Here is a 20,959-nt window from a genome sequence, read left to right as displayed (position 1 = left end):
CAACCGTCGCCTCATCCTCCCCGGGTGGGCTGCGCGGCCGGACCCCGCCACGCCGCCGGTCGGCTGGTGATGAGCCGCGGATGGGCGAACGCGGCGCGGGCCGCCTCCCGCGGCCAGACGGTGTGCGACGCCCCGTCCTGCCACTGGACGACCGGGATCTGATGGCCGACCTGCAGTCCGGTGGCCTCGTCGAGGCGGAACCGGCCGAGCAGCGTCGTCGTGTCGATGCCGCGGGCGGCGGCGAGCACGGAGGCGTCCTGGACGCCGCCGCAGAACCGGATCGCCCGGCCCAGGACCAGCCCGGTGACGTAGGCCCAGGCGGCCGTCTCGGTCGGCGCGACACCGTGCAGCGCGGTGTAGTCGGCGGTGAACTCGCGCGCGGTCGGGCCGGTGGCCGTCCCCCGGGTGTCCTCCGGGATCCAGCTGCCCGGGGCGAGCAGGCGTTCGCGCAGGTCACCGAGGCTGGCGGTGGCCTGCGCGCTGACCGCGGTGGAGAACGCGGCCGCCCGCCACGGGCGGCGCAGCAGGATGTTCGCCGCGGCCAGCTCGTCGTCCGGCGCGGCGTGCACGATGAGGATGTCGCCGGGTGGCAGCCGGCTCGCCGCCTGGGTGGCCCGGCCCGGCGGGAAGACGTGTGAGGCGACCTCGAAGGCCTGCGCCCCCGCGGCCGCCCGCGTCCCCGAGGCGATCTCCACCGCGGTGTCGCCGGAGGCGAGTAGCACCACCTTGCGGGCCCGCCGGTCGGCCGCGCGCACCACCGAGAGCACCCCGCGCGGCCAGGTGGACGTGGCCGCCGCGATGTTGACGACGTTGGGGAACGCCTGGCGGACGAACCGGGTCGACGGCGCGCCCGTGTTGAACACCACTCGGTCCGTCGCCGCGCAGGCGGCCAGCGCCGCGCGGTGGCCGTACGGCCCGAGCAGGGCGTCCGGCCGGGCGGCGACGGCGGCGCGCATCGCCGCGGCCGGGTCAGGGTGGGCGTCGTAGGCGGTCAGGCTGATCTCGTCCCAGGGTGCCGGCAGATGCTCGTCGCGGGCCCACAGGGTGACCCCGCGCAGGCCGGCCAGCCCCTGGGCGGAGTCCGGCCCGGTCAGGGGAGTGACGAGGGCGACAGTCAGCGGCGTCGTCATGGTCGGTGTTCCTTGCGGTCGTTCACCTGTTAAGCGTCCCATGCGAGATATGCGGAATCTTCGGGACGCCTGTCCCGCCGTAGACTGCGCAGGAATGCGGGGAACAGGACGCGGGGCCGGAAGGCGGTTGGTGAGGTGGCGCGTAGCTCCAGTCGGACGGGCGATCCGCCGCCCCCGCCCGATCCGCTGCCGGTGGCCGTCGTCGACAGCCACTGCCATCTCGACCTGATGGACACCGAGGTGGCGCCGGCACTCGCCGCCGCCACCGCCGTCGGTGTCACCCGTGCGGTGACCGTCGGTGTCGATCTTCCCACGAGCCGGTGGCAGGCCGAGGTGGCGCGGGCCCATCCCCAGCTCTACGCCGCCGTCGCCATCCATCCCAACGAGGCGTCCCGCGGCGTGAGCGAACAGACATACGCCGATATCACCGAGCTAGCCCGACAGGACAAGGTCCGCGCGGTCGGGGAGACCGGTCTGGACTACTACCGGACGCCACCGGAGGGGCACCTCGCCCAGCAGGAGAGCTTCCGGCGGCACATCGCGATCGCCAAGGAGACCGGGCGCGCGCTGATGATCCACGATCGTGAGGCGCACGACGACACGCTGCGTATCCTCGCCGAGGAGGGCCCGCCCGAGACGGTCGTGTTCCACGCGTTCTCCGGCGACGCGGCGATGGCCCGGAGCTGCGCGGACGCCGGGTACGTGATGTCGTTCGCCGGCAACGTCACCTTCAAGAACGCGGCGAACCTGCGCGAGGCGGCCGCCGTCGCCCCCGCCGAGCTGCTGCTCGTCGAGACCGACGCGCCGTTTCTCACCCCCGTGCCGTGGCGTGGCCGGCCAGGTGGGCCGTACCTGATCCCGCTGACCCTGCGGGTGCTCGCCGAGACGCGGGGAGTGGGCGTCGCCGAGCTCGGTGCCGCGGTGGCGGCCAACTCGGAGCGGGTGTTCGGGCCCTGGTAGGCATCGATGCTTCGGGCGCTGGTGGCGCTGGTGGCGCTGGTGGCGCTGGTGGCGCTGGTGGCGCTGGTGGTGGTGGCGGGCTGCTCGCGGCGGCGGAGTTGCGGGCGTTGGCGCGTGCCCTTGACCTGCAGCCGACGAAGCGGCGCGGGCAGAACTTCCTCGTCGATCCGAACACCGTGCGCCGGCTGGTGCGTCTCGCCGGCGTCGGGCCGCAGGACACGGTGCTCGAGATCGGCCCAGGCCTCGGCTCGCTGACCCTGGGGCTGCTCGACGCGGCCGGGGCCGTCGTCGCGGTCGAGGTCGATCCGCCGCTGGCCGCGGCTCTGCCGGTGACCGTCGCCGCCCGGCTGGACCCCGCCATCGCCGGCCGGCTGCGCGTGGTGCTCGGTGACGGGATGACGGTGGGTCCGGACGACCTGCCGGAACTGGTGGCCGCGCCAGGCGTACTCGCGGCGAACCTGCCCTACAACGTCGCGGTACCGCTGCTGCTCGGCGTGCTGGAGCGGTTCCCGTCGCTGTGCCGTGGACTGGTGATGGTGCAGGCGGAGGTGGCCGAGCGGCTCACCGCCCCGCCCGGCGGTCGTGTCTACGGGGCGCCCAGCGTGAAGCTGGCCTGGTACGCGCGGTCCCGGCTGGCGGGCGGGGTGCCGCGTCCGGTGTTCTGGCCCCAGCCGAACGTCGACTCCGCGCTCGTCGCCTTCACCCGCCGGGACGAGCCGCCCGGGCGGCCTGAGCAGCGCCGCGCGGTGTTCGCCGCCATCGATGCCGCCTTCGCGCAGCGCCGCAAGACCCTTCGGACGGCGCTCTCGCCCTGGGCCGGCTCGCCGGCGCTCGCGGCGGAGTTCGCCCTCGCCGCCGGTGTTGACCCCGGCGCGCGTGGCGAGACGCTCTCCGTCGACGACTTCTGCCGGCTGGCGGACGCCCGCGCGGTCTCCACGCCGTAGTCGGCGGCTGCGACCGTCACTCGCTGCCTCCTCCCTGGAGGATTCTCTGGACTCTTCGTTGTCCACAGCCGTCGGACCGGGCCGGTCGCCTCGTCCACAGTCTTCAAACATGCGTTCGACAGTCCGGGTAGCTCGTCCTATGGTCGTTCCATGGTCATCCACGCGGCGCGGGGCGAGATTCCCGGCACCACACCGGTTCCCCCCGACCCACCGCCCCAGGCCGATGCCGACCTGTGCGGCCTTCTCGACTTCACCGCACCACCCGCCCCGTCCAGCGCACCGGACTCCGCCGACCCCCACGGCCCACCCGACCCGTCGGCCCGGCCGAGCGGCGGTTCCGATTCGCATTCCGGCGCCGCGGCGGGGAGTCTGGGGGCCCGGCTGACGATGATTGTCGAGCACATCCAGGGGATGCTGGCCGACGAGGCGTGGCCGCTGTCCGATGGCGAGCTCGACGCGCTGTTGGAGGGCGTCGGCCGATTGGGCGGTCCGGTGGCCGCGGTCAACAACCGGCTGATCACCGAGGCTCTCGACCGTGGTCTGGCACCTCGTCGCGGGGCCAGCGACATACCCAGCCTGCTCCGCGACCGGCTCGCCCTGTCCACTCGCGAGGCCCGCCGCCAGGTCGCGCTGGCCCGCGCCGTCAGCGACGGCCCGTGCGAGGCCACCGGGCAGGCCCTTGCCTGCGGCGACATCACCGTCGAGCACGCCCACGTCATCCGCGAGGCGATCGCCTCCCTGCCCATCGATATCACCCCCCAGGAGCGGGCCGACGCCGAACAGACCCTGCTCGGCCATGCCCGGGTCTTCGACCCCTATCGGCTAGTCAGGCTCGCCGCCCGCATCAGGGAGGACCTCACCCGCGTCGACCCTTCCCCCGGCGCCGACAGCAGGACCGGGCAGTCCGGTGATTCCCCACACGACGACAGCGACGATCCCGGCCGCGGGCCTGGCGACAGGGACAGCGACGCAGACACGCCGGGCAGCGAGGACAGGGGGTCCGGCGAGGACAGCGGGTCCGGTAGATCCGAAGGAGGAGACGAGGACCAGCGGCCGTCGCCTGACCCGGCCGCGGTCCGACGCCTCTCCTTGCGCGACACGCCCGAGGGCACCACGCTGATCAGTGGTGAGTTGGACGCCGAGGCCGCCGCGCTGCTGCGCACCGCGCTGGACGGCCTCGCCGCGCCACGCCCGGCCGTCGACGGCATCCCTGACATCCGAAGCCCGCAGCGCCGCCGCGCCGACGCCCTCGTCGAACTGGTCACGCGGGCGCTGACCGGTGCCGTCGTACCCGTCAGTGGCGGGGTGCGACCCCACCTCGTCGTGCACGTTCCCTGGGACACTCTCGTCAGGGGCGGCCTCGAGCCGGCCATGACCGACTGGGGGCTTCCGCTACCTCGTGGGGTCCTCACGAGGCTGGCCTGCGACGCCGAAGTCAGCAGGATCATCCTCGATCCCGCCGGAGTGCCGCTTGATGTCGGACGATCCACTCGAGTGGTCCCGTCGAGCCTCCGCCGTGCCCTCGTCGTCCGTGACCAAGGGTGCGCGTACCCGGGCTGCGACGTCCCGCCGAGCTGGACGGAGTGTCATCACATCACCCCGTGGCAGCACGGCGGGCGCACCATGCCCCGCAACCTGGTCCTGCTGTGCGGCGCCCACCACCGGCAGGTCCACCACGACAGGTGGCGGATCCTCGTCGAGGACGATGATCGGCCCTCCTTCATCCCACCGCCGCACATCGACCCCCGTCAGCGCCCCCGCCGCAACCCCTACGGTCAGCCCCCACCCACCCGCCGCAGGACATGACCGCGGGCTGCGGCGGCGGTCTGAGCACGCACCATCGGCAATCGGGCCGGCGGCTCGGGTCGGCGGGTCACTGCGGGCGAGACGCGCGGCGGGCCGGGATCAGCTGGTGGCGATGCCGATCGCGCGGCGGACGCCGGTCAGGACCGGGCGGGCTCGGTCGCGCGCCTGCTCGGCGCCGGTGGCGAGGATCACATCCAGCTCGCTCCCGGGGGCGACCAGCTCGTCGTAGCGCTCGCGCAGCGGGGACAGCCAGGAGCTGACGGCCTCGAACAGGGCGTTCTTCAGCTCACCCCAGCCGGTGCCGCCCTGCTCCAGGCGGGCCCGCATGTCCTTGACCTCCTCCGGTGTGGCGAAGTTCTCGTAGAGCGCGAAGGCCGCCGAGGTGTCGGGGTCCTTCGGGCCCTCCACCGGGGTGCTGTCGCTCACGATGCCGCGAACGAGCTTGCGCAGCTGCTTTTCCGGGGCGAACAGCGGAATGGTGTTCCGGTAGGACTTGCTCATCTTGCGGCCGTCGACACCGGGCAGCGCCTTCGCCGAGACACCGGCGGGATAGATGCCCTTCGGAACCGTCAGGCTGAAGCTGTCTCCGTAGAGGTGGTTGAACGTACCGGCGATGTCCGCAGCGTATTCCACGTGCTGCGTCTGGTCCTGCCCGACCGGCACGACGTCGGTGTTCATGATGAGAATATCGACGGCCATGAGAATGGGGTAGTTGAAAAGCCCCATGTTGACGCCGGCGTCCAGGTCCGTTGCTCCGGACTCGGCGTTGCGGTCTCGTGCGGCCTTGTAGGCGTGGGCCCGGTTCATCAGACCCTTGGCGGTGACGCAGGACAGCACCCACGACAGCTCGAAGATCTCGGGAACATCGGACTGGCGGTAGAAGATCGTGCGGGCCGGATCCAGGCCCAGCGCGATCCAGGTGGCCGCCACCGACCGGGTGTACGTCGCCAGCTCCACGCGATCACGGATCGAGGTCAGGGCGTGGTAGTCCGCGATGAAGTAGATCGACTCGTAGGTCGAGGTGAGCTCCAGCGAGGGCCGGATCGCTCCGATGTAGTTCCCGAGGTGCGGCTCACCGGTCGGCTTGATCCCGGTGAGCGCCACCTTGCGCTGCTCCGCTGCCATGGATGCGCAGTCTACGGACGTCGCGGGTGCCGCCGCCGCTGCCTCAGGCGTCGCCGCCGAACAGACCGGTCACCGAGCCGTCCTCGAAGACCGCCTTGATCGCGGCGGCGAGCAGCGGGGCGATCGACAGCTCGGTGATCTTGTCGATGCGGGCCTCGCTCGACAGCGGCAGGGTGTTGGTGAGCACGACCTCGCTGATCTCCGAGTTCTTCAGCCGGTCGGCCGCCGGACCGGACAGCACCCCGTGGGTGGCGGCGGCGATGACATCCGCGGCGCCGTGCGCCTTGAGCGACTCCGCGGCCTTGGTGATCGTGCCGGCGGTGTCGATCATGTCGTCGACGATGACGCAGGTACGGCCGCGGACCTCGCCGACGACGTCGAACATCTTGACCTGGTTCGGGACATCCGGGTCACGCCGCTTGTGGATGATCGCCAGCGGGCAGCCCAGCCGGTCGGTCCAGCGCTCGGCCACCCGCACCCGGCCCGAGTCCGGCGCGACGACGGTGACCTCGGAGGTGTCGAGCTTGTTCTCGATGTAGTCCGCCAGCAGCGGCAGCGCGAACAGATGGTCCACGGGGCCGTCGAAGAAGCCCTGGATCTGCGCGGTGTGCAGGTCGACGGACATGAGGCGGTGGGCGCCGGCGGTCTTGAACAGGTCGGCGACGAGCCGAGCGGAGATCGGCTCCCGGCCGCGGTGCTTCTTGTCCTGGCGCGCGTACGGGTAGAACGGCGCGACGACGGTGATGCGCTTCGCGCTCGCCCGCTTCAGCGCGTCCACCATGATCAGCTGTTCCATCAGCCAGGTGTTCACCGGCGCCGAGTGGCACTGCAGGACGAACGCGTCGCAGCCGCGGACCGACTCCTCGAAACGCACGAAGATCTCGCCGCTGGCGAACTCGTAGGCGTTGGTCGGCACCGGCGTGACGTCGAGCTCGGCCGCTACCTCGGCTGCCAGCGCCGGGTGGGAACGCCCGGAGAACAGCATCAGGTTCCGCCGGTTCTCGGTCTGGTAGGCCACCGCGTGTCTCCTCGGGCGTGAAGGATGATCAGACTGCTGTGCGCGATGCGCCGGCCCGGCTGTTCGCGCGGCCGGCAGCCGAGGGCGTATCCGGGTGGTACCCGGTGCCGCGCTGATTAGCGCGCCGGCGTGGGTGACCGGACGCAGCCCAGGCCGTGAGCATCCCCTCGCTGGTCAGAAGGTTGGAGGCCGACCCTTCTACGTTCTGCTTCCGGCGCCCGGAACGCCAGCGATGCCGGGCTCGGGCAGCCTGGTGTGCGCCAAGTCACCGGCGGAATCACGGTCCGCAGCGGGTAGGTCCGCCGGCCGCGGCGATTCCGGCACGGTCGGTCGCGAACCAGCCGCGGGTGCGGGTGCGGCGACGGTGGGCGCCCCGGCCGCCGAGGCCGCCGAGGCCGCCTGGTCGGCGGGGGAGCCAGGGCGGCGTCGGGCCACCCAGTCCTCGATGACGCGCTGACGGCCCTCCCGGATGGCCAGTGCCCCGGGCGGCACGTCCTCGCGGATGACGGCGCCGGCGCCCGTGTAGGCACCGTCTCCGACGGTCACGGGGGCGACGAGCATCGTGTCGCTGCCGATGCGGACATCCGAGCCGATGATCGTGCGGTGCTTGGCGACGCCGTCGTAGTTCACGAACACCGAGGTGCAACCGATGTTGCTGCGGTCGCCGACGACCGCGTCGCCGACGTAGGCCAGATGGGGGACCTTCGTCTCCTCACCGAGCTCGGCGGACTTCGTCTCCACGAAGGCCCCGATCTTGCCAGCGCGGCCGAGCCGGGTGCCGGGGCGCAGATGGCTGTAGGGGCCGACGGTGGCGTCGGCGCCGATCTCGGCACGCTCGGCGGTGGTGCGGATGACGGTCGCGCCGGGGCCGACGACGGTGTCGGTGAGAGTGCACTCGGGGCCGACCGTCGCCCCGCGGGCGACGTGGGTGCGGCCGTGCAGGGAGGTGTGCGGAGCGATCGTCGTGTCCGGCTCGAGGGTGACATCCGCGTCGATCCAGGTGGTCGCCGGATCGATGATCGTGGTGCCGCCACGCATCGCGGCCTCGACGACCCGGTCGCGCAGGGCCCGGCCGGCGGCGGCGAGCTGGACCCGGTCGTTGACGCCGGCCGCCTCGGCCGGGTCGGCGACGCTGCGGGCCGCCACCGGCTCGCCGTCGCCGACCAACAGGGCGACGACGTCCGTCAGGTACTCCTCGCCCTGGGCGTTGTCCCTGGTCAGACGGGCCAGAGCGGCCTGGAGCGAACCGGCGCGGAAGGCGTAGACGCCGGTGTTGATCTCGCGGATGGCCGCGGTCGCTGCGTCGGCGTCGCGGTGCTCGACGATCGCCCGCACCCCTCCGTCACCGTCCCGCACGACCCGGCCGTAGCCGGTGGCGTCGTCGAGGACGGCGGTCAGCACGGTCGCGGCGGCGTCGGTGGCGTCGTGGTGCTCGGCGAGGGCGGCGAGCGTCGCCCCGGTGAGCAGTGGGGTGTCACCCGGCAGCACGATCACCGTGTCCCGCTCCGCGAGGCCGTCGAGCGCGCCGAGCGCGACCCGCACGGCGTGACCCGTGCCGAGCTGGCGGTTCTGCACGGCGGTGACCGCCATGGGCGCCTGCTCGGCGAGCATGGCCGTGACCTGCTCCCGGCCGTGGCCGATGACGACGGCGGTCCGGGTGGCGGCGAGGGCGGCGGTGGCCTGCAGGACGTGCCCGAGCAGCGCGCGCCCCGCGACGCGGTGCAGCACCTTCGGCGTAGCCGAGCGCATCCGCTTACCCTCGCCCGCTGCCAGGATGATGACGGCCGCCGGACGTGGTGAGGTCACGCGATCTCCCGGGTCTCTGATCGGCACGATCTTCGATCGGCACGGTCTGTGATCGGCACGGCGATGGGGCGACGGGGACCACAGTACCGCGACGTTCCGGTGGCTCACGGGGAGGCGACGTTCGCCGTCTGGGTCTGCCTGTCCGGGTCTCCGTGCCGGCGGGTCATCGGTGGTCCGCCTCCGCGGTGTGCGACCCGAGTGCCGGGCGGATGCGCCATCCGGTCCGCGGTGGGGATCCGCAATGTAGTGGGTGCCGGGCACACGGGCGACGTGGATGGGAACCGCCTGGGCGCGGGCGGCGGAATTCGTGGATCCGGCGGCCTGACCGGCGCGGCGATACTTCCCGCCAATTTTTTGTGATGGTATTACTGGTAGTACTCCGGCTGTGCTCCGCCGCCACGACTCGAACGTGGACTAAGAGAACCAAAATCTCCTGTGCTGCCGATTACACTACGGCGGACCGCGGGGAAAACATGGCAACTCTACCATCGCGGGTGGCGCGGACGATAAAAGTCGGCCCAGCCGTCATCGCTGCCGCCCTCGCGCTGCCGTGCCTCGCCCGCGCGGCGGTCCCGCTGGAGAGAGCACATCTGGGCGCCTGCCTACGGGGTGGCGCCAGCGGGTGTCGATGGCGGGGCGGGTGTCCCGTCCAGGCGTAGTTCCACGGTGTGGTGGTTCGGGTCCGTACATGTGGCCGGTCCGGTGGGCACCGATCGCGGTTCCGTGGCCGCCGGAGCGCGTCTGCGGGTTGGTCCGCGTCTGCCGGGCGGATCTCCGGCTGGGCGGATCTCCAGTCGGGCGGCGCCGTTGCTCGGCAGGGGGCCGCTGGTGGTGACCGGGGGTCGTCGGGCGGCCGGCAGGCGCGCGGCCCCCTCGGCGAGCACGGGACCGCTCGGTGAGCGCGCGGGGGTGTGGGCCGTTTGCGCGGTGGACGTCGGTGATGGGGACTGTTGTCATATCGGCGGGCTACCGTGACCGATGGAGTGCCGGTGCAGTGAACCCGCCACAATGGCGGGACCTGCCGCGATGGACGGGACGAGGCGATGACCGCAACCGACACGGTGACCCAGGGTGATAATCGGGCGCCGGATGACGCCCGGGGACCCGACGGGAACCGGGCCGCGCGCCGCGCGGATCCCGCCAACACCGGTAAGGCCACCCGGCCGCGCTCGATGGCCAAGGCCCGGGCCGAGCAGGTCATCCTGCTCCTGGTGATCGTCGTCCCGCTCGCCGCGCTCGTGGCCGCGATCCCGGCCCTGTGGGGTCGATGGATCTCCTGGCGGGACGTCATCCTTGCCGCGGTCTTCTACGCGATCAGCGGCCACGGGGTGACCGTCGGATTCCACCGCTATCTGACGCATCGCGGCTTCCGGACGTCGCGACCGGTGCGGATCGCCCTGGCGGTGGCCGGCAACATGGCGATCGAGGGGCCGGTGATCCGCTGGGTCGCCGACCACCGCCGCCATCACGCGTTCAGCGACGCCGAGGGCGATCCGCACTCGCCGTGGCGCTACGGTCCCGGCACCTGGTCCATGCTCAAGGGTCTTTACCACGCGCACGTCGGCTGGCTGTTCGACCTGGAGCAGACCGATCAGCGCCGGTTCGCCCCGGACCTGCTGGATGATCCGGACATCGTCCGGGTCAGCCACTCGTTCGGGCTCTGCGCGTTCGTCAGCCTGGCCGCGCCCGCGCTCATCGGCGGGCTGTGGGGCGGCTCGTTCGAGGCCGCGGCGCAGGCGTTCTTCTGGGCGAGCCTGGTGCGGGTCGCGGTGCTGCACCACGTCACCTGGTCGGTGAACAGCATCTGCCACGTTCTCGGTTCCCGGCCGTACCGCAGCCGCGACCGGTCGACGAACGTGTGGCCCCTCGCGCTGCTGTCCATGGGCGAGTCCTGGCACAACCTGCACCACGCCGAGCCGACGTCGGCCCGCCACGGGGTACGTCCGTGGCAGATCGACACCAGCTTCTATCTGATCAAGCTGATGGAGACGCTGCGCCTGGTGCGGGACGTGCGCTGGCCGGACCCGGCGCGCCTCGCCGCCAAGCGGATCACCGCCCAACCCGCTGCGGCTGCCGAACCCGCGGCGTAGCCGCTACGCGCGGCATGGCCGTTGCGCGCGGCGTCAGCCGGCGATCTCGGTGAGCTCGAACCAGCGTGCCTCCAGGGCCGAGGTCTGCGCCTCGGCCTCCCGGAGTTCGTCGGTGAGCCGGCCGAGCCCCGTGTAGTCGCTCTGGTCGTGGGCCGCCATCCGCTCGTGGATGGCGGCGATGCGCTCAGAGAGCCGGTCGAGCTTGCGTTCCGTCGCGCTGAGCTCCTTGCGCGCGGCGCGTTCCTCGGCGGCGGACGGACGTGGTGCGGAGGCCGACGTGTCGGCGTTCGGCCCCGCCGCTCCTCGGGCGTCCGACCCCGTTCTGGCGCCTGCACCGCCTCCGCCTCGGGCGTCGGCCGTGCCCCGGCTCGTCGAGGAGGCCGTCCCGCGCAGCCGCAGGTACTCGTCCACGCCGCCGGGCAGATGGCGCAGCCGGCCGTCGATGATCGCGTACTGCTGGTCGGTGACGCGTTCCACCAGGTAGCGGTCGTGCGAGACGACGATGAGCGTGCCCGGCCAGGAGTCGAGCAGGTCCTCCATCGCGGCGAGCATGTCGGTGTCGACGTCGTTCGACGGCTCGTCGAGGATGAGGACGTTGGGTTCGGACAGCAGCACCAGCAGCAGCTGCAACCGGCGCTTCTGCCCGCCGGACAGGTCGCTGACCCGAGCCGAGAGGTGCTCGCGGGCGAAGCCGAGGCGCTCGAGGAGCTGCGCCGGGGTCAGCTCCCGGCCGTCGACCACGTAGGTCGTGCGGGTGCGGGCCAGCACGTCGCGCACCCGGTCGCCCGCGATGTCGTCGAGCTCGCGGAACTGCTGGTCGAGCACGGCCAGCCGGACGGTCTTGCCCTGCTTCACCCGGCCCGCCGTGGGTGCGACAGTGCCGGCGACGAGCCCGAGCAGGGTCGACTTGCCCGCGCCGTTCGCGCCGAGGATCGCCGTGCGCTCGCCCGGCGCGATCCGCCACTCGACGTCGCGCAGCACCTCGCGCCCGTCGAACGACACCCCCGCGTCCAGCAGGTCGATGACGTCCTTGCCGAGCCGCGCGGTCGCCATCCGGGCCAGCTCCAGCCGGTTGCGGGGCGGCGGGACGTCCTGGATGAGCTGGTTGGCGGCCTCGATGCGGAACTTCGGCTTGGAGGTGCGGGCGGGGGCGCCGCGCCGCAGCCAGGCCAGCTCCTTGTGCATGAGGTTCTGCCGCTTCGCCTCGGCGGCCGCGGCCTGCCGGTCGCGCTCGACCCGTTGGAGCACGTAGGCGGCGTAGCCGCCCTCGAACGGCTCGACGATCCGATCGTGGACCTCCCAGGTCGTCGTCGCGACCTCGTCGAGGAACCAGCGGTCGTGCGTGACGACCAGCAGGCCGCCCGCGCCCCGGGACCACCGTCCGCGCAGGTGCGCCGCGAGCCAGGTGATGCCTTCGACGTCGAGGTGGTTGGTCGGCTCGTCGAGAACGATGACGTCCCACTCGCCGACGAGCAGCGCGGCCAGCGCCACCCGGCGGCGCTGACCGCCACTGAGCGTGGCGATCCGGGTGTCCCACCCGATGTCGGGCACCAGGCCGGCGATCACGTCACGCACCTTCGGATCGCCGGCCCACTCGTGCTCGGGGCGGTCACCGATGATCGTGTCCCCCACCGTCGAGGCATCGTCCAAGGTGTCGGCCTGGTCGAGCGCGCCCGTCCGCACCCCGCCGCGACGTGTCACCCGTCCCGCGTCGGGCTCGATCCGGCCCGACAGCATCCCCAACAGCGATGACTTTCCGTCACCATTGCGGCCGACGATGCCGATCCGGTCGCCCTCGTTCACCCCGATCGTCACCGCGTCGAACACGACCCTGGTCGGGTACTCCAGGTGGAGGGACTCGCCCCCGAGAAGATGTGCCATCACGTCCAGCGTAGTCGGGCCGGGCCTGCCGCCAGACCGGCCGCCGGGGTCACGCGGGCCCCGGAACCCCTTCCGTCGCGGCCCCCTCCACGACCCGGGCGCCGGCGGCCGGACCCGAGGCGCGACGCACGGCCCGGGTCACACCCATGCCGGCCAGGCTCGCGGCGAGGTCGACGCTCTCGCTGGCACCCGCGGCGAGGAACGCGCAGGTGGGCCCGGAGCCGCTCACGATCGCCCCGACGGCGCCGAGCTCGCGGCCGGTCTCCAGGACCCGGCGCAGCGCAGGGCGTAGCCGCAGCGCCGCGGGCTGCAGATCGTTGACCAGGGCCGCGCCGAGCTGCGCCGGATCACCGGTGCGCAGTGCCGCGAGGACGTCGTCCGCCGGGGTGGGGCCGGTGCGCAGGCGTCCCTCGGCGAGCTTGTCGAACTCGGCGTAGACGGCCGGGGTGGACAGGCCGCCGTCGGCGAGCGCGAACACCCAGTGGTACTCGCCCGTCGCCAGCACGTCGGTCAGCCGTTCGCCCCTGCCGGTGCCGAGCGCGGTGCCGCCGGTCAGCGGGAACGGGACGTCGCTGCCGAGTCGCGCGGCGAGCTCCGCCAGGGTGGCCCGGTCCAGGCCGGTCTGCCACAGCGCGTCGCAGGCGACGAGCGCCGCCGCCGCGTCCGCGCTGCCGCCGGCCATCCCCGCGGCGACCGGGATGCCCTTGGTCAGCGCGAGGTGCACCCGCGCGGACGTGATCCCCGCGGCTTCGGCGACGAGATGCGCGGCACGCACGGCGATGTTGTCCATGCCGGTCGGGACGATGGACACGTCGGGCGTGGTGGTCGCCGGCCCGTGCGCGGCCGGATCGGCCCCCTCGCCGGTCACCTCGACGGTCACGACGATACCGTCGCCGTCGCCGTCGCCGTCGCCGTCGGGACCGAGGCTGGCCCGGCCGTCAGGATGGCCGTCCGCCGGTGGCCCGTGCGGGCCTTCGGAGCTCCCGCCCGCGGGCGCCGGGCCGCCATCCAGCGCGGCCGCGTCCGGCGCGGTGGCGATGAGATCGTCGAACAGCGAGACGGCCTGGAGAACGGTGATCACATCGTGGTAGCCGTCCGGGCGCAGCGGACCGACGCCGAGATGAAGATTGACCTTGGCCGGCGCCCGGACGGTGACGGTAGCGGAACCGGCTCCCGCGACGTGGCGCGGACCCGGGTGGGATCGAGGCAGCGGAGGCTCCTTCGCTCGGACTCACTCAGGTTCACGGGTTGGGTTGGACGCACGAGTCCGTCGGACTCACGAGGACCGGTGGTCCGCGCGGGCCAGTCTGGCGCGAACGGGCGAGGCCTGTCTGTTCCGGTGGTCACGCTGTCCCGGCCGGGCGGGCTCGCTCGTGCGCGGATGACCTGGCCCGAGCGGGCGGCGCGGTCAGCCGGATCCAACCTATCCACGGCGATGGGGCGTATGGCCGTGCACCCGCGGGGTACATGGCGGGAGGGGCCAGCCGCCGACCGCGACCGGCCGACCACGGCCCGGGTGGTCCTGTCCACGGCGCTGTGAGCGGGTGGCCGGGTGCACGGGCCGGTGACGCGTGAGCCTGCCCACGCACGGGTTCGTCGCACGCACGGGTTCGTCGCGGGCGGGGGCATCGAGTGCCCGGGCCGGGAGATCGACCCGGTGAGGGAGGAGACACCATGACTACGACCACCGGCGGCGGTAGCGCCGCTGGCAGCACCGGCACCAGAACGTCCCGCCAGACCGCTGGCGGCACCTGGTCGGCGGATTCCGCCACTTCCGCGGGCGGCGGGGGCACTGCCGTCGCCGAGCGCCACGGCGCCACCGACCTGCTCACGAGCAGAGGGCGGACCTCGATCTCGGACGCGGTCGTCCGCAAGATCGCCGGCGTGGCCGCGCGCGAGGTGGACGGCGTGCACACGCTCGGCACGGGCGGTGGCCGCGCCATCAACTCGATGAAGGCGCGCATTCCTGGCGCCTCGTCCAGCGTCGCCCGGGGCGTCGCGGTCGAGGTCGGCGAACGGCAGGCCGCCGTCGACCTGGACGTGGTGTGCGACTACGGGGTCTCGATCGTGGACCTCTCCCAGTCGATCCGCGGCAACGTCGTGTCCTCCGTGGAGGGAATGACCGGCCTGGAGGTCACCGAGGTCAACATCGCGGTCGACGACGTCTACATCGGCGAGGACGGCGAGGAAGAGCCGCGGCGAGTCGAATGAGCCCGGCCCGTACGGGTGGCGGGGACCACGCGACCTGGCTGCCCTGGGACCCGGACGAGGTGGCCCGCGCGGCGCTGGCGTGTGCCGGAGTGGCCCGGTTGGTGGCGACGCCCGCACCCGTCCGACCGCACCCGGCGCCCGCCGCCGCGGCGGAGGTGGCGACCTACCTGCCCGGTCGCCGCGTCGAGGGCGTGCGGGTACGCCCCGACGGCATCGCCGTGCAGGTCGAGTGCCACTTCGGGGAGCGCCTCGCCGGCCTCGCCGAGCGGGTCCGGGAGGCGGTCCTGGCCGCGGCACCCGGCTGCCCACGGGTCGACGTCCTCATCGGCGATCTCGTGCCTGGCCCGGACGGGTCATCATGAGCCGCCGGTCGGCGGACAGTCCGGTCGCCGGGGAGCGGGCGCGCCCGGCCGGGGGCGAGGCGGCCGCGGCCCGGCGGCGCGAGCAGCGGCGGGCCTTCATCCGGGCGCACCATCCCGACGTGGGCGGCGACCCCGTGCTGTTCGCCAAGGGTCTGCGTGTCTGGGCGGACGTGGGCGACGGCCGCCCGGTCGGCCCGGCCGGGCCGGCGACCCGGCCCGGGTCCGGGCCGACGGCGTATCGGCGGCGCTCGGTGGCCGCCCGGCTCGCCGGTCGGGCGGCGCTGCTGGGCCGGCTCCTTCGCGGCCGGGGCGATACCGATGGGCATCGGGGTGGCTGGTACCGCCAGCGGTGGGATCGGCTGGTGGGGGGCTGGCGCGGTGGGGCGCCGAGGACGGGTGGCGATCCAGCCAGGTGTGGTCCTCGAGTTCGCTGAGCCGACATCCCGCTCTCGCACGTCCCCGCCACGCGCGAGGCATGTGATCATCGCGCCCTGCCCTGGCCATCCTGGGACGCGACCCGCGTCACCCGCCCGGGCGGACTACGGAAAGCGGAAGGGGCGTCAACCATGCGAGCGTCAGCAGTCGGCCTTCTGACCGGGCTGATCGCCGGGCTTGCCCTGGCCTTCGGTGGCTTCGGCGAGTTCCTCATCGTGCTGGTCTTCGGCGCGATCGGCCTGGTCGTCGGCAAGGTCATCGACGGCGACCTGGACGTCACCCGGTACGTGGGCGGTGATCGACGCCGGAGTCGGCGGTGAGGAGCCACGCCGGGCCGGACGCGGCGGTGGTGCGGCACAGCCCGGCCGGCGCGGGGTCGTTGCGGGTCGCCGACCGGGTGGTGGAGAAGATCGCGGTCACGGCGGCCGCGGAGGTGTTCGGGGTGGCCGGGGCGCCGCGCCGGTTGGGTGGCTCGCGCGCCTGGGGTCGCCGGCCCCGGGCCACCGCCCGGGTGCGGGGCGGCGAGGCGCGGCTGACCATGGCGTTCGCCGTGCGCTACCCCGCGTCCGTGGACGAGATCACCGGCCGGGTCCGCGTGGCCGTGCGCGAGCGGGTCGCGGCCTTCGCCGGGATCCGGGTGGCTCGTCTCGACATCGCGGTGCCCGCGCTGCGCGTCGGCGACGGATCCAGTCCCAGTGTGCTCGATCGGACACGGGACGTGCATGGGATGGGTGGAACGGGGGATGAGGGCCAGGTGTGAGGTCCGCCGACGGAGGTGACGGGGGTGACGGTCCGATGGGGGAAAAGGTCGTGCGCGCGGGGCAGCGCCTCGCCGCGTGGGTGCTCGCCGGCCTGATCGCCGCCGCCGGGATCATCGCCGTCATCGAGATCGTCACCGCGGCGGCCGGTGCCGGGTACGTGATCGTCGACTGGCCGTCCTGGGCTGGCACGCTGGGGCGCACGGCCTGGTCGGCGCGCTCGGCGCGGGTGGGTGCGGCCGTCGCCGTGCTGCTCGGGCTGAGCCTGGTAGGCCTCGCCCTGCTGCGCGGCACGCCCGATCGGCTGCCCGCCCGCTGGAGCCGTCCGCGCGCGGGCGTGTACGTGGACCGGCGGGGCCTCGCGCGCGCCCTGCGGGCCAGCGCGCTCGATGTCGACGGCGTGGACGGGGCACGGGTGCGGGTCGGCCGGAGTACCGCGCAGGCGCGGCTTCGGTTGCGCGAGCGGGCCGCCGGCGGTGCGGCGCAGCGGGCGACGGCTGCCCTGCAGCGGGAACTCGACGCCTTCGGGCTCGTCCACCCGCCGAGCCTGATGGTCCGGGTGGATGGCCGGCCCGGGCGGGACTCGCCCACTCGGGCCGGGCAGGATCGGCCGGCCGGTGATGGACCTTCCGCCGGCTGGCGCGGTCCGGTCGGGTATGGCGGCCCGCCAGCCGGGGCCGGCCGGGCTGATCCGGACGGGCGGGACGGCAGCGCGTCCGGCGGTTGGGAAGCCTCGCCGTCCGGCCGGCGGGACGCCTCCCCGGCCGGGCGCCGGGGATCTCCGGGCGCGACGGGCGGGCGGTCGTGAGCACGCGGCGCGGGCCGTCGGCTGGCCGGGGCGAACGGGTGCTGCTCCTGGTCCTCGGCCTGCTGCTCGTCGCCGCCGGGGTGGTCGCGTTGCTGGCCGGGGCGGGGGTCCTCGGCGGGGACGCGTCCCGGCGGGCCGTGCTCGATCCGGCCCTGCGCCGGTTCGCCGCCCGCGAGGGCTGGTTCTGGCCGGCCGTCGGGGTCGGCTGCGGGCTGGTCGCCCTGCTCGCCCTGGGCTGGCTGGCCCGGCGGCCGAGGGGCGGCCGGGTCCGCGGGTTCGCGCTGGTGGCGGACGAGCTCGGCGTCGTGCAGATGCCGGCGGACGCGCTGACCGACGCGGTCTCGGCCGACGTCGCCGCGGTCGGCGGGGCTGCCGACTGCCGGACGCGGGTGCGCGACCGGCGCGATCCCGCGCTGGCGATCGCCGTGACCGTGCGCCGGGGCGCCGACGTGCCCGGCGTCGCCGCCGCCTCGGTCGGACCGGTGCTGGACCGCGCCCGGGTGGCGGTCGGCCGCTCCGACCTGCGGTGCGAGGTGGACATCGGGGCGCCACGACGGCGAGGACGCGTGTCGCGCGTGCGGTGAACACGCCGGGACGCGGTCCCCGGCCTCGCCGCGGCGGCGGTGTGGGCGGCGGTGTGGGCGGCGGTGTGGGCGGGGTTGTGGTCGCGGCTCGCGACGCCACGGGTCTTGACAGATCGGGGCGGTGCCGCCCGACGGCGAGGAGTCCGGTACTGTGAAGGACCGCGCCGCGGTGGTCCGTCCGCCCTCCGGCGAAGGAATCCCACTTCTGGAAGGATGAGCGTCGCCATGTCCGAGGTCCGCATCGCCGCGGAGCCGCGTACCGAGTTCGGTAAGGGCGGTGCTCGTCGCACGCGCCGCGCCGGCAAGGTCCCGGCCGTTCTCTACGGTCACGGCAAGCCGCCGCGCCACATCGCGCTTCCCGCGCACGACCTGCTGCACGCCTTCAAGACAGATGCCGGCACGAACGTCCTGCTGACGCTCGAGCTCGCCGACGGCACCGAGCTCGCGCTCGCGAAGGACGTCCAGCGGCACCCGATCAAGGGCAGCTACGAGCACATCGACCTGGTGCTCGTCGTCCGCGGCGAGAAGGTCGTCGCCGACATCCCGGTGCAGGTGATCGGTGAGCCGCACCCGGACACCCTGGTCGACCAGCAGGTCACCACCGTCGCGGTGAAGGCCGACGCCGCGCGGCTGCCGGGCCCGATCGACGTCGATATCACCGGCCTGGAGCCGGGCACGAGCGTGCTCGCCCGTCAGCTGCCGCTGCCGTCGGGTGCCGAGCTCGACGCCGATCCCGATCTCGTCGTCGTGCAGTGCCTGGCCAAGCGGACCACCGCGCAGGTCGAGGCCGAGCTCGGCGAGACGCCGGCTGAGAAGGCCGAGGGCGTCGGCGCGGCGAGCGCGTCCGCCTGAGCGCGGACGGCTCTCTCCGTCGGCACCCTCGTCCACGTCGCCCGGCGCCACCGAGACCGATTCGGCGCCATTGTGTGATGATGCGCGGTTGAGGAAGACGGCACGCGGTGGAGGACGGCCGCGTGCCGCGCGGACGATGGTGCGCGGATGAACAGGCGAGCGTGGGTGGGCAGGCGATGACGAACATCCCCACCGACGACGGGCCATGGCTCGTCGTTGGACTGGGTAATCCTGGGCCGAACTACGCCGGCAACCGGCACAACGCCGGTTTCATGGTCGTCGACCTGCTCGCCGAGCGGGCCGGGTCGAGGCTGAAGTCGCACCGGTCGCGGGCGGATGTCGCCGAGGTCCGCCTGGCCGGCGCCCGGGCCGTCCTAGCCCGGCCGCTGTCGTTCATGAACCTCTCCGGCGGGCCGGTCGGCGCGGTGCGCACGTTCTACAAGATCGATGTGTCGCGGATCGTCGTAGTGCACGACGAGCTGGACATCCCGTTCGGCGCCGTGCGGCTCAAGCGCGGCGGCGGCGACAACGGCCACAACGGCCTGCGGTCTATCTCGTCGGCGCTGGGCAGCCGCGACTACCTGCGGGTGCGGGTCGGCATCGGCCGGCCCCCCGGCCGGATGGATCCGGCCGACTTCGTGCTGCGCGACTTCGGAACCACCGAGCGCAGGGAACTGCCGCTCCTGCTGGAGCACGCCGCCGACTCGGTCGAGATGCTCATCACCGACGGCCTGGAGCCGGCCCAGAACCGTTATCACGCGCTGCTCTGAGGCCCGCGGCGTGTGCCCCACGCCCGCGGAGCGGCCGGCTTTGACTGGGCCGGCCAGCGCGGGTCAGGACAGGTGCTTCTGGATCTCGCGGATGAGCGCGGCGTGGTCGAGCTCGTGCAGGACGTAGGCACGGCCGGCGGCGCCGATCTCGGCGGCCCGCGCCGGGTCGGCCAGCAGTTCGCAGGCGGCGGCGGCGAACGCGCCCGGCTCGTCGGCGACGAGGAGATGGGTCCCGGCGGTCCAGCCCAGGCCGCGGCTGCCGGTCGGCGTGCTCACCACCGGCGTGCCGCTCGCCATCGCCTCGATGGCCTTGATGTTCACCCCGGAGCCGGAGCGCATCGGGTTCACCGACAGGCTAGCCGCGGCGAGGTACCCGGCGACGCTCGGGACGTCGGTGTGCAGCTCGACGCCGTCGAAGCCGGCGAGCCACGCGGCCAGGCCGTCCTCCGGGCGCCGGCCCACGACCTGGAACGTCGCGCGGGGATGGCGGACCCGGATCGTCGGCCAGCAGCCGCCGAGGAACCAGCGCAGCGCCTCGATGTTCGTCGAGGTGTCCAGCGAGCCGACGAAGACGAGCCGCTGGTCGGCCGCCGGATCGCCGACCCCGCCGGGGAGGGCGGCGGTTGGCTGGCCGGCGGCCGAGCCGGCACCGGCGGGCGTCAGGCTCGCGGCGGCGGCGCTGTCCGGCGAGCCGGCCCGCAGCGCGCCAACCGGCAGGAACGGCGGCAGGTGGAACGTCGGCACGCTTGCCCGGGCACGTCGCCACTCGTGGTCCTCGAGGGAGATGTCGGCGATGCAGGTGACCAGCGGCGAGTGGTGCAGCTCCTGCTCGGCGAGGCGGAGCTTGTGGTACTCCATCTCGTAGGCCACCGCGCGTGGGCCGGAGCTCGAGCGTGCCAGCACCCGGAAGAACTCCGAGTCGACGTTGTGCGCGCGCACGAGGTGCGGCAGCTTCCAGATCCGGGCGATCTCCTCGCCGAGGTGCGAGGACCGGCAGCTGTAGCTGATCACGGCGTCGGCGCGCGGCGGGGTGGCCTCCAGGGCACGGCGCAGCGGGCCGACCGGCCGGGACGCGTGCATGAACGGCCTGAGCGTCAGGTGTGAGCGGGGGCTGTCGTCGCGGTGTAGCCGAATGACGGCCGAGCCGGGGACGGCCTCCTCGTAGGCGGAGATGTCGAGTTCCTCGCGCGCGGGCACGAGGATCTGCATCCGGATGCCGGCCGCGGCCGCCGCGGTGAGGAAGCTGAATGTCTCCACCCGACCGCCGGCATCCGCCGGGAGGAAGGGTTCCTCGACCACGACGATCCAGCGTGTGGAGTCGCTCACCGGTCCCACTGTAACGGCCTGCGATAGCCCCCGACCGGGGGAGGGTCACCCCGCACACGGGGAAGGGACAACCCGGTCACGCGCCCGGAGCCG

At 73.6% G+C, this 20,959-nt stretch carries 20 protein-coding genes and 1 tRNA gene; 13 read left to right on the top strand and 8 right to left on the bottom strand.

Annotated features, from left to right (window positions below; genetic code table 11):
- Positions 1–11: 11 nt before the first annotated feature.
- Positions 12–1,130 (bottom strand): ABC transporter substrate-binding protein, encoded by a 1,119-nt coding sequence (locus AC6EXY_RS02750; RefSeq protein ID WP_101831660.1) that lies wholly within the window; start codon positions 1,128–1,130, stop codon positions 12–14.
- A gap of 135 nt (positions 1,131–1,265) precedes the next feature.
- On the opposite strand from AC6EXY_RS02750, the gene AC6EXY_RS02745 reads away from it, so the two are divergent.
- The 3 genes from AC6EXY_RS02745 (at position 1,266) to AC6EXY_RS02735 (ending at position 4,840) form a co-directional block, all read left to right on the top strand.
- Positions 1,266–2,090, top strand: a complete 825-nt coding sequence (locus AC6EXY_RS02745; protein WP_101831659.1) for a TatD family hydrolase — start codon at positions 1,266–1,268, stop codon at positions 2,088–2,090.
- A gap of 176 nt (positions 2,091–2,266) precedes the next feature.
- On the top strand, positions 2,267–3,034 hold the full coding sequence (gene rsmA / locus AC6EXY_RS02740) for a 16S rRNA (adenine(1518)-N(6)/adenine(1519)-N(6))-dimethyltransferase RsmA (RefSeq protein ID WP_499818369.1): 768 nt from the start codon (positions 2,267–2,269) through the stop codon (positions 3,032–3,034).
- Between the two features lie 150 nt (positions 3,035–3,184).
- A complete protein-coding gene (locus tag AC6EXY_RS02735; protein WP_499818365.1) occupies positions 3,185–4,840 on the top strand; it encodes an HNH endonuclease signature motif containing protein in 1,656 nt (551 codons plus the stop codon).
- A gap of 99 nt (positions 4,841–4,939) precedes the next feature.
- Here the strand turns inward: AC6EXY_RS02735 and AC6EXY_RS02730 are convergent, their stop codons facing one another.
- From AC6EXY_RS02730 to AC6EXY_RS02715, 4 genes are all read right to left on the bottom strand, one after another.
- Positions 4,940–5,965 (bottom strand): tryptophan--tRNA ligase, encoded by a 1,026-nt coding sequence (locus AC6EXY_RS02730; RefSeq protein ID WP_101835635.1) that lies wholly within the window; start codon positions 5,963–5,965, stop codon positions 4,940–4,942.
- 43 nt (positions 5,966–6,008) lie between these two features.
- Entirely contained in the window at positions 6,009–6,983 is a 975-nt protein-coding gene (locus AC6EXY_RS02725; protein WP_101835637.1) for a ribose-phosphate diphosphokinase, read from the bottom strand.
- 198 nt (positions 6,984–7,181) lie between these two features.
- Positions 7,182–8,789, bottom strand: a complete 1,608-nt coding sequence (glmU, locus tag AC6EXY_RS02720; RefSeq protein WP_101835639.1) for a bifunctional UDP-N-acetylglucosamine diphosphorylase/glucosamine-1-phosphate N-acetyltransferase GlmU — start codon at positions 8,787–8,789, stop codon at positions 7,182–7,184.
- Positions 8,790–9,177: 388 nt separating this feature from the next.
- Positions 9,178–9,249, bottom strand: a tRNA-Gln gene (locus tag AC6EXY_RS02715).
- Between the two features lie 583 nt (positions 9,250–9,832).
- On the opposite strand from AC6EXY_RS02715, the gene AC6EXY_RS02710 reads away from it, so the two are divergent.
- Positions 9,833–10,879, top strand: a complete 1,047-nt coding sequence (locus AC6EXY_RS02710; RefSeq protein ID WP_423748169.1) for an acyl-CoA desaturase — start codon at positions 9,833–9,835, stop codon at positions 10,877–10,879.
- 33 nt (positions 10,880–10,912) lie between these two features.
- On the opposite strand, the gene AC6EXY_RS02705 is transcribed toward AC6EXY_RS02710, so the two are convergent.
- Positions 10,913–12,760 carry an ABC-F family ATP-binding cassette domain-containing protein gene (locus AC6EXY_RS02705; protein WP_101835641.1) on the bottom strand — a complete coding sequence of 616 codons (1,848 nt, stop codon included), beginning with the start codon at positions 12,758–12,760 and terminating at the stop codon, positions 10,913–10,915.
- 49 nt (positions 12,761–12,809) lie between these two features.
- Positions 12,810–13,970, bottom strand: coding sequence for a 4-(cytidine 5'-diphospho)-2-C-methyl-D-erythritol kinase (locus AC6EXY_RS02700; protein WP_101835643.1), 1,161 nt, complete (start codon positions 13,968–13,970; stop codon positions 12,810–12,812).
- 464 nt (positions 13,971–14,434) lie between these two features.
- Between AC6EXY_RS02700 and AC6EXY_RS02695 the strand changes: the two genes are divergently transcribed.
- The 9 genes from AC6EXY_RS02695 (at position 14,435) to pth (ending at position 19,540) form a co-directional block, all read left to right on the top strand.
- Positions 14,435–14,971 carry an Asp23/Gls24 family envelope stress response protein gene (locus AC6EXY_RS02695; RefSeq protein ID WP_499818366.1) on the top strand — a complete coding sequence of 179 codons (537 nt, stop codon included), beginning with the start codon at positions 14,435–14,437 and terminating at the stop codon, positions 14,969–14,971.
- A complete protein-coding gene (locus tag AC6EXY_RS02690) occupies positions 14,968–15,333 on the top strand; it encodes a hypothetical protein (protein WP_101835647.1) in 366 nt (121 codons plus the stop codon). Before AC6EXY_RS02695 ends, AC6EXY_RS02690 begins: the two co-directional genes overlap by 4 nt.
- A complete protein-coding gene (locus AC6EXY_RS02685; RefSeq protein ID WP_101835649.1) occupies positions 15,330–15,767 on the top strand; it encodes a GTP-binding protein in 438 nt (145 codons plus the stop codon). The genes AC6EXY_RS02690 and AC6EXY_RS02685 overlap by 4 nt, the downstream gene beginning before the upstream one ends.
- Before the next feature lie 132 nt (positions 15,768–15,899).
- On the top strand, positions 15,900–16,088 hold the full coding sequence (locus AC6EXY_RS02680; protein WP_101835651.1) for a DUF2273 domain-containing protein: 189 nt from the start codon (positions 15,900–15,902) through the stop codon (positions 16,086–16,088).
- On the top strand, positions 16,085–16,528 hold the full coding sequence (locus AC6EXY_RS02675; protein ID WP_101835653.1) for an Asp23/Gls24 family envelope stress response protein: 444 nt from the start codon (positions 16,085–16,087) through the stop codon (positions 16,526–16,528). The genes AC6EXY_RS02680 and AC6EXY_RS02675 overlap by 4 nt, the downstream gene beginning before the upstream one ends.
- A gap of 35 nt (positions 16,529–16,563) precedes the next feature.
- On the top strand, positions 16,564–17,334 hold the full coding sequence (locus AC6EXY_RS02670) for a DUF6286 domain-containing protein (protein ID WP_133150882.1): 771 nt from the start codon (positions 16,564–16,566) through the stop codon (positions 17,332–17,334).
- The gene (locus AC6EXY_RS02665) at positions 17,331–17,918 is read left to right on the top strand and encodes an alkaline shock response membrane anchor protein AmaP (RefSeq protein ID WP_101835677.1); all 588 of its coding nucleotides are present in this window, start codon (positions 17,331–17,333) and stop codon (positions 17,916–17,918) included. Before AC6EXY_RS02670 ends, AC6EXY_RS02665 begins: the two co-directional genes overlap by 4 nt.
- A 225-nt stretch (positions 17,919–18,143) precedes the next feature.
- On the top strand, positions 18,144–18,770 hold the full coding sequence (locus AC6EXY_RS02660) for a 50S ribosomal protein L25/general stress protein Ctc (protein ID WP_101835657.1): 627 nt from the start codon (positions 18,144–18,146) through the stop codon (positions 18,768–18,770).
- A gap of 176 nt (positions 18,771–18,946) precedes the next feature.
- The gene (gene pth, locus AC6EXY_RS02655) at positions 18,947–19,540 is read left to right on the top strand and encodes an aminoacyl-tRNA hydrolase (protein ID WP_101835679.1); all 594 of its coding nucleotides are present in this window, start codon (positions 18,947–18,949) and stop codon (positions 19,538–19,540) included.
- Between the two features lie 63 nt (positions 19,541–19,603).
- On the opposite strand, the gene AC6EXY_RS02650 is transcribed toward pth, so the two are convergent.
- A complete protein-coding gene (locus AC6EXY_RS02650; protein ID WP_101835658.1) occupies positions 19,604–20,866 on the bottom strand; it encodes a glycosyltransferase in 1,263 nt (420 codons plus the stop codon).
- Positions 20,867–20,959 lie beyond the last annotated feature (93 nt).

This window comes from Frankia sp. RB5, from assembly GCF_059816245.1.
Note: the sequence above shows the minus strand (reverse complement) of the source record. Positions and strands in the feature narration are given on the sequence as shown.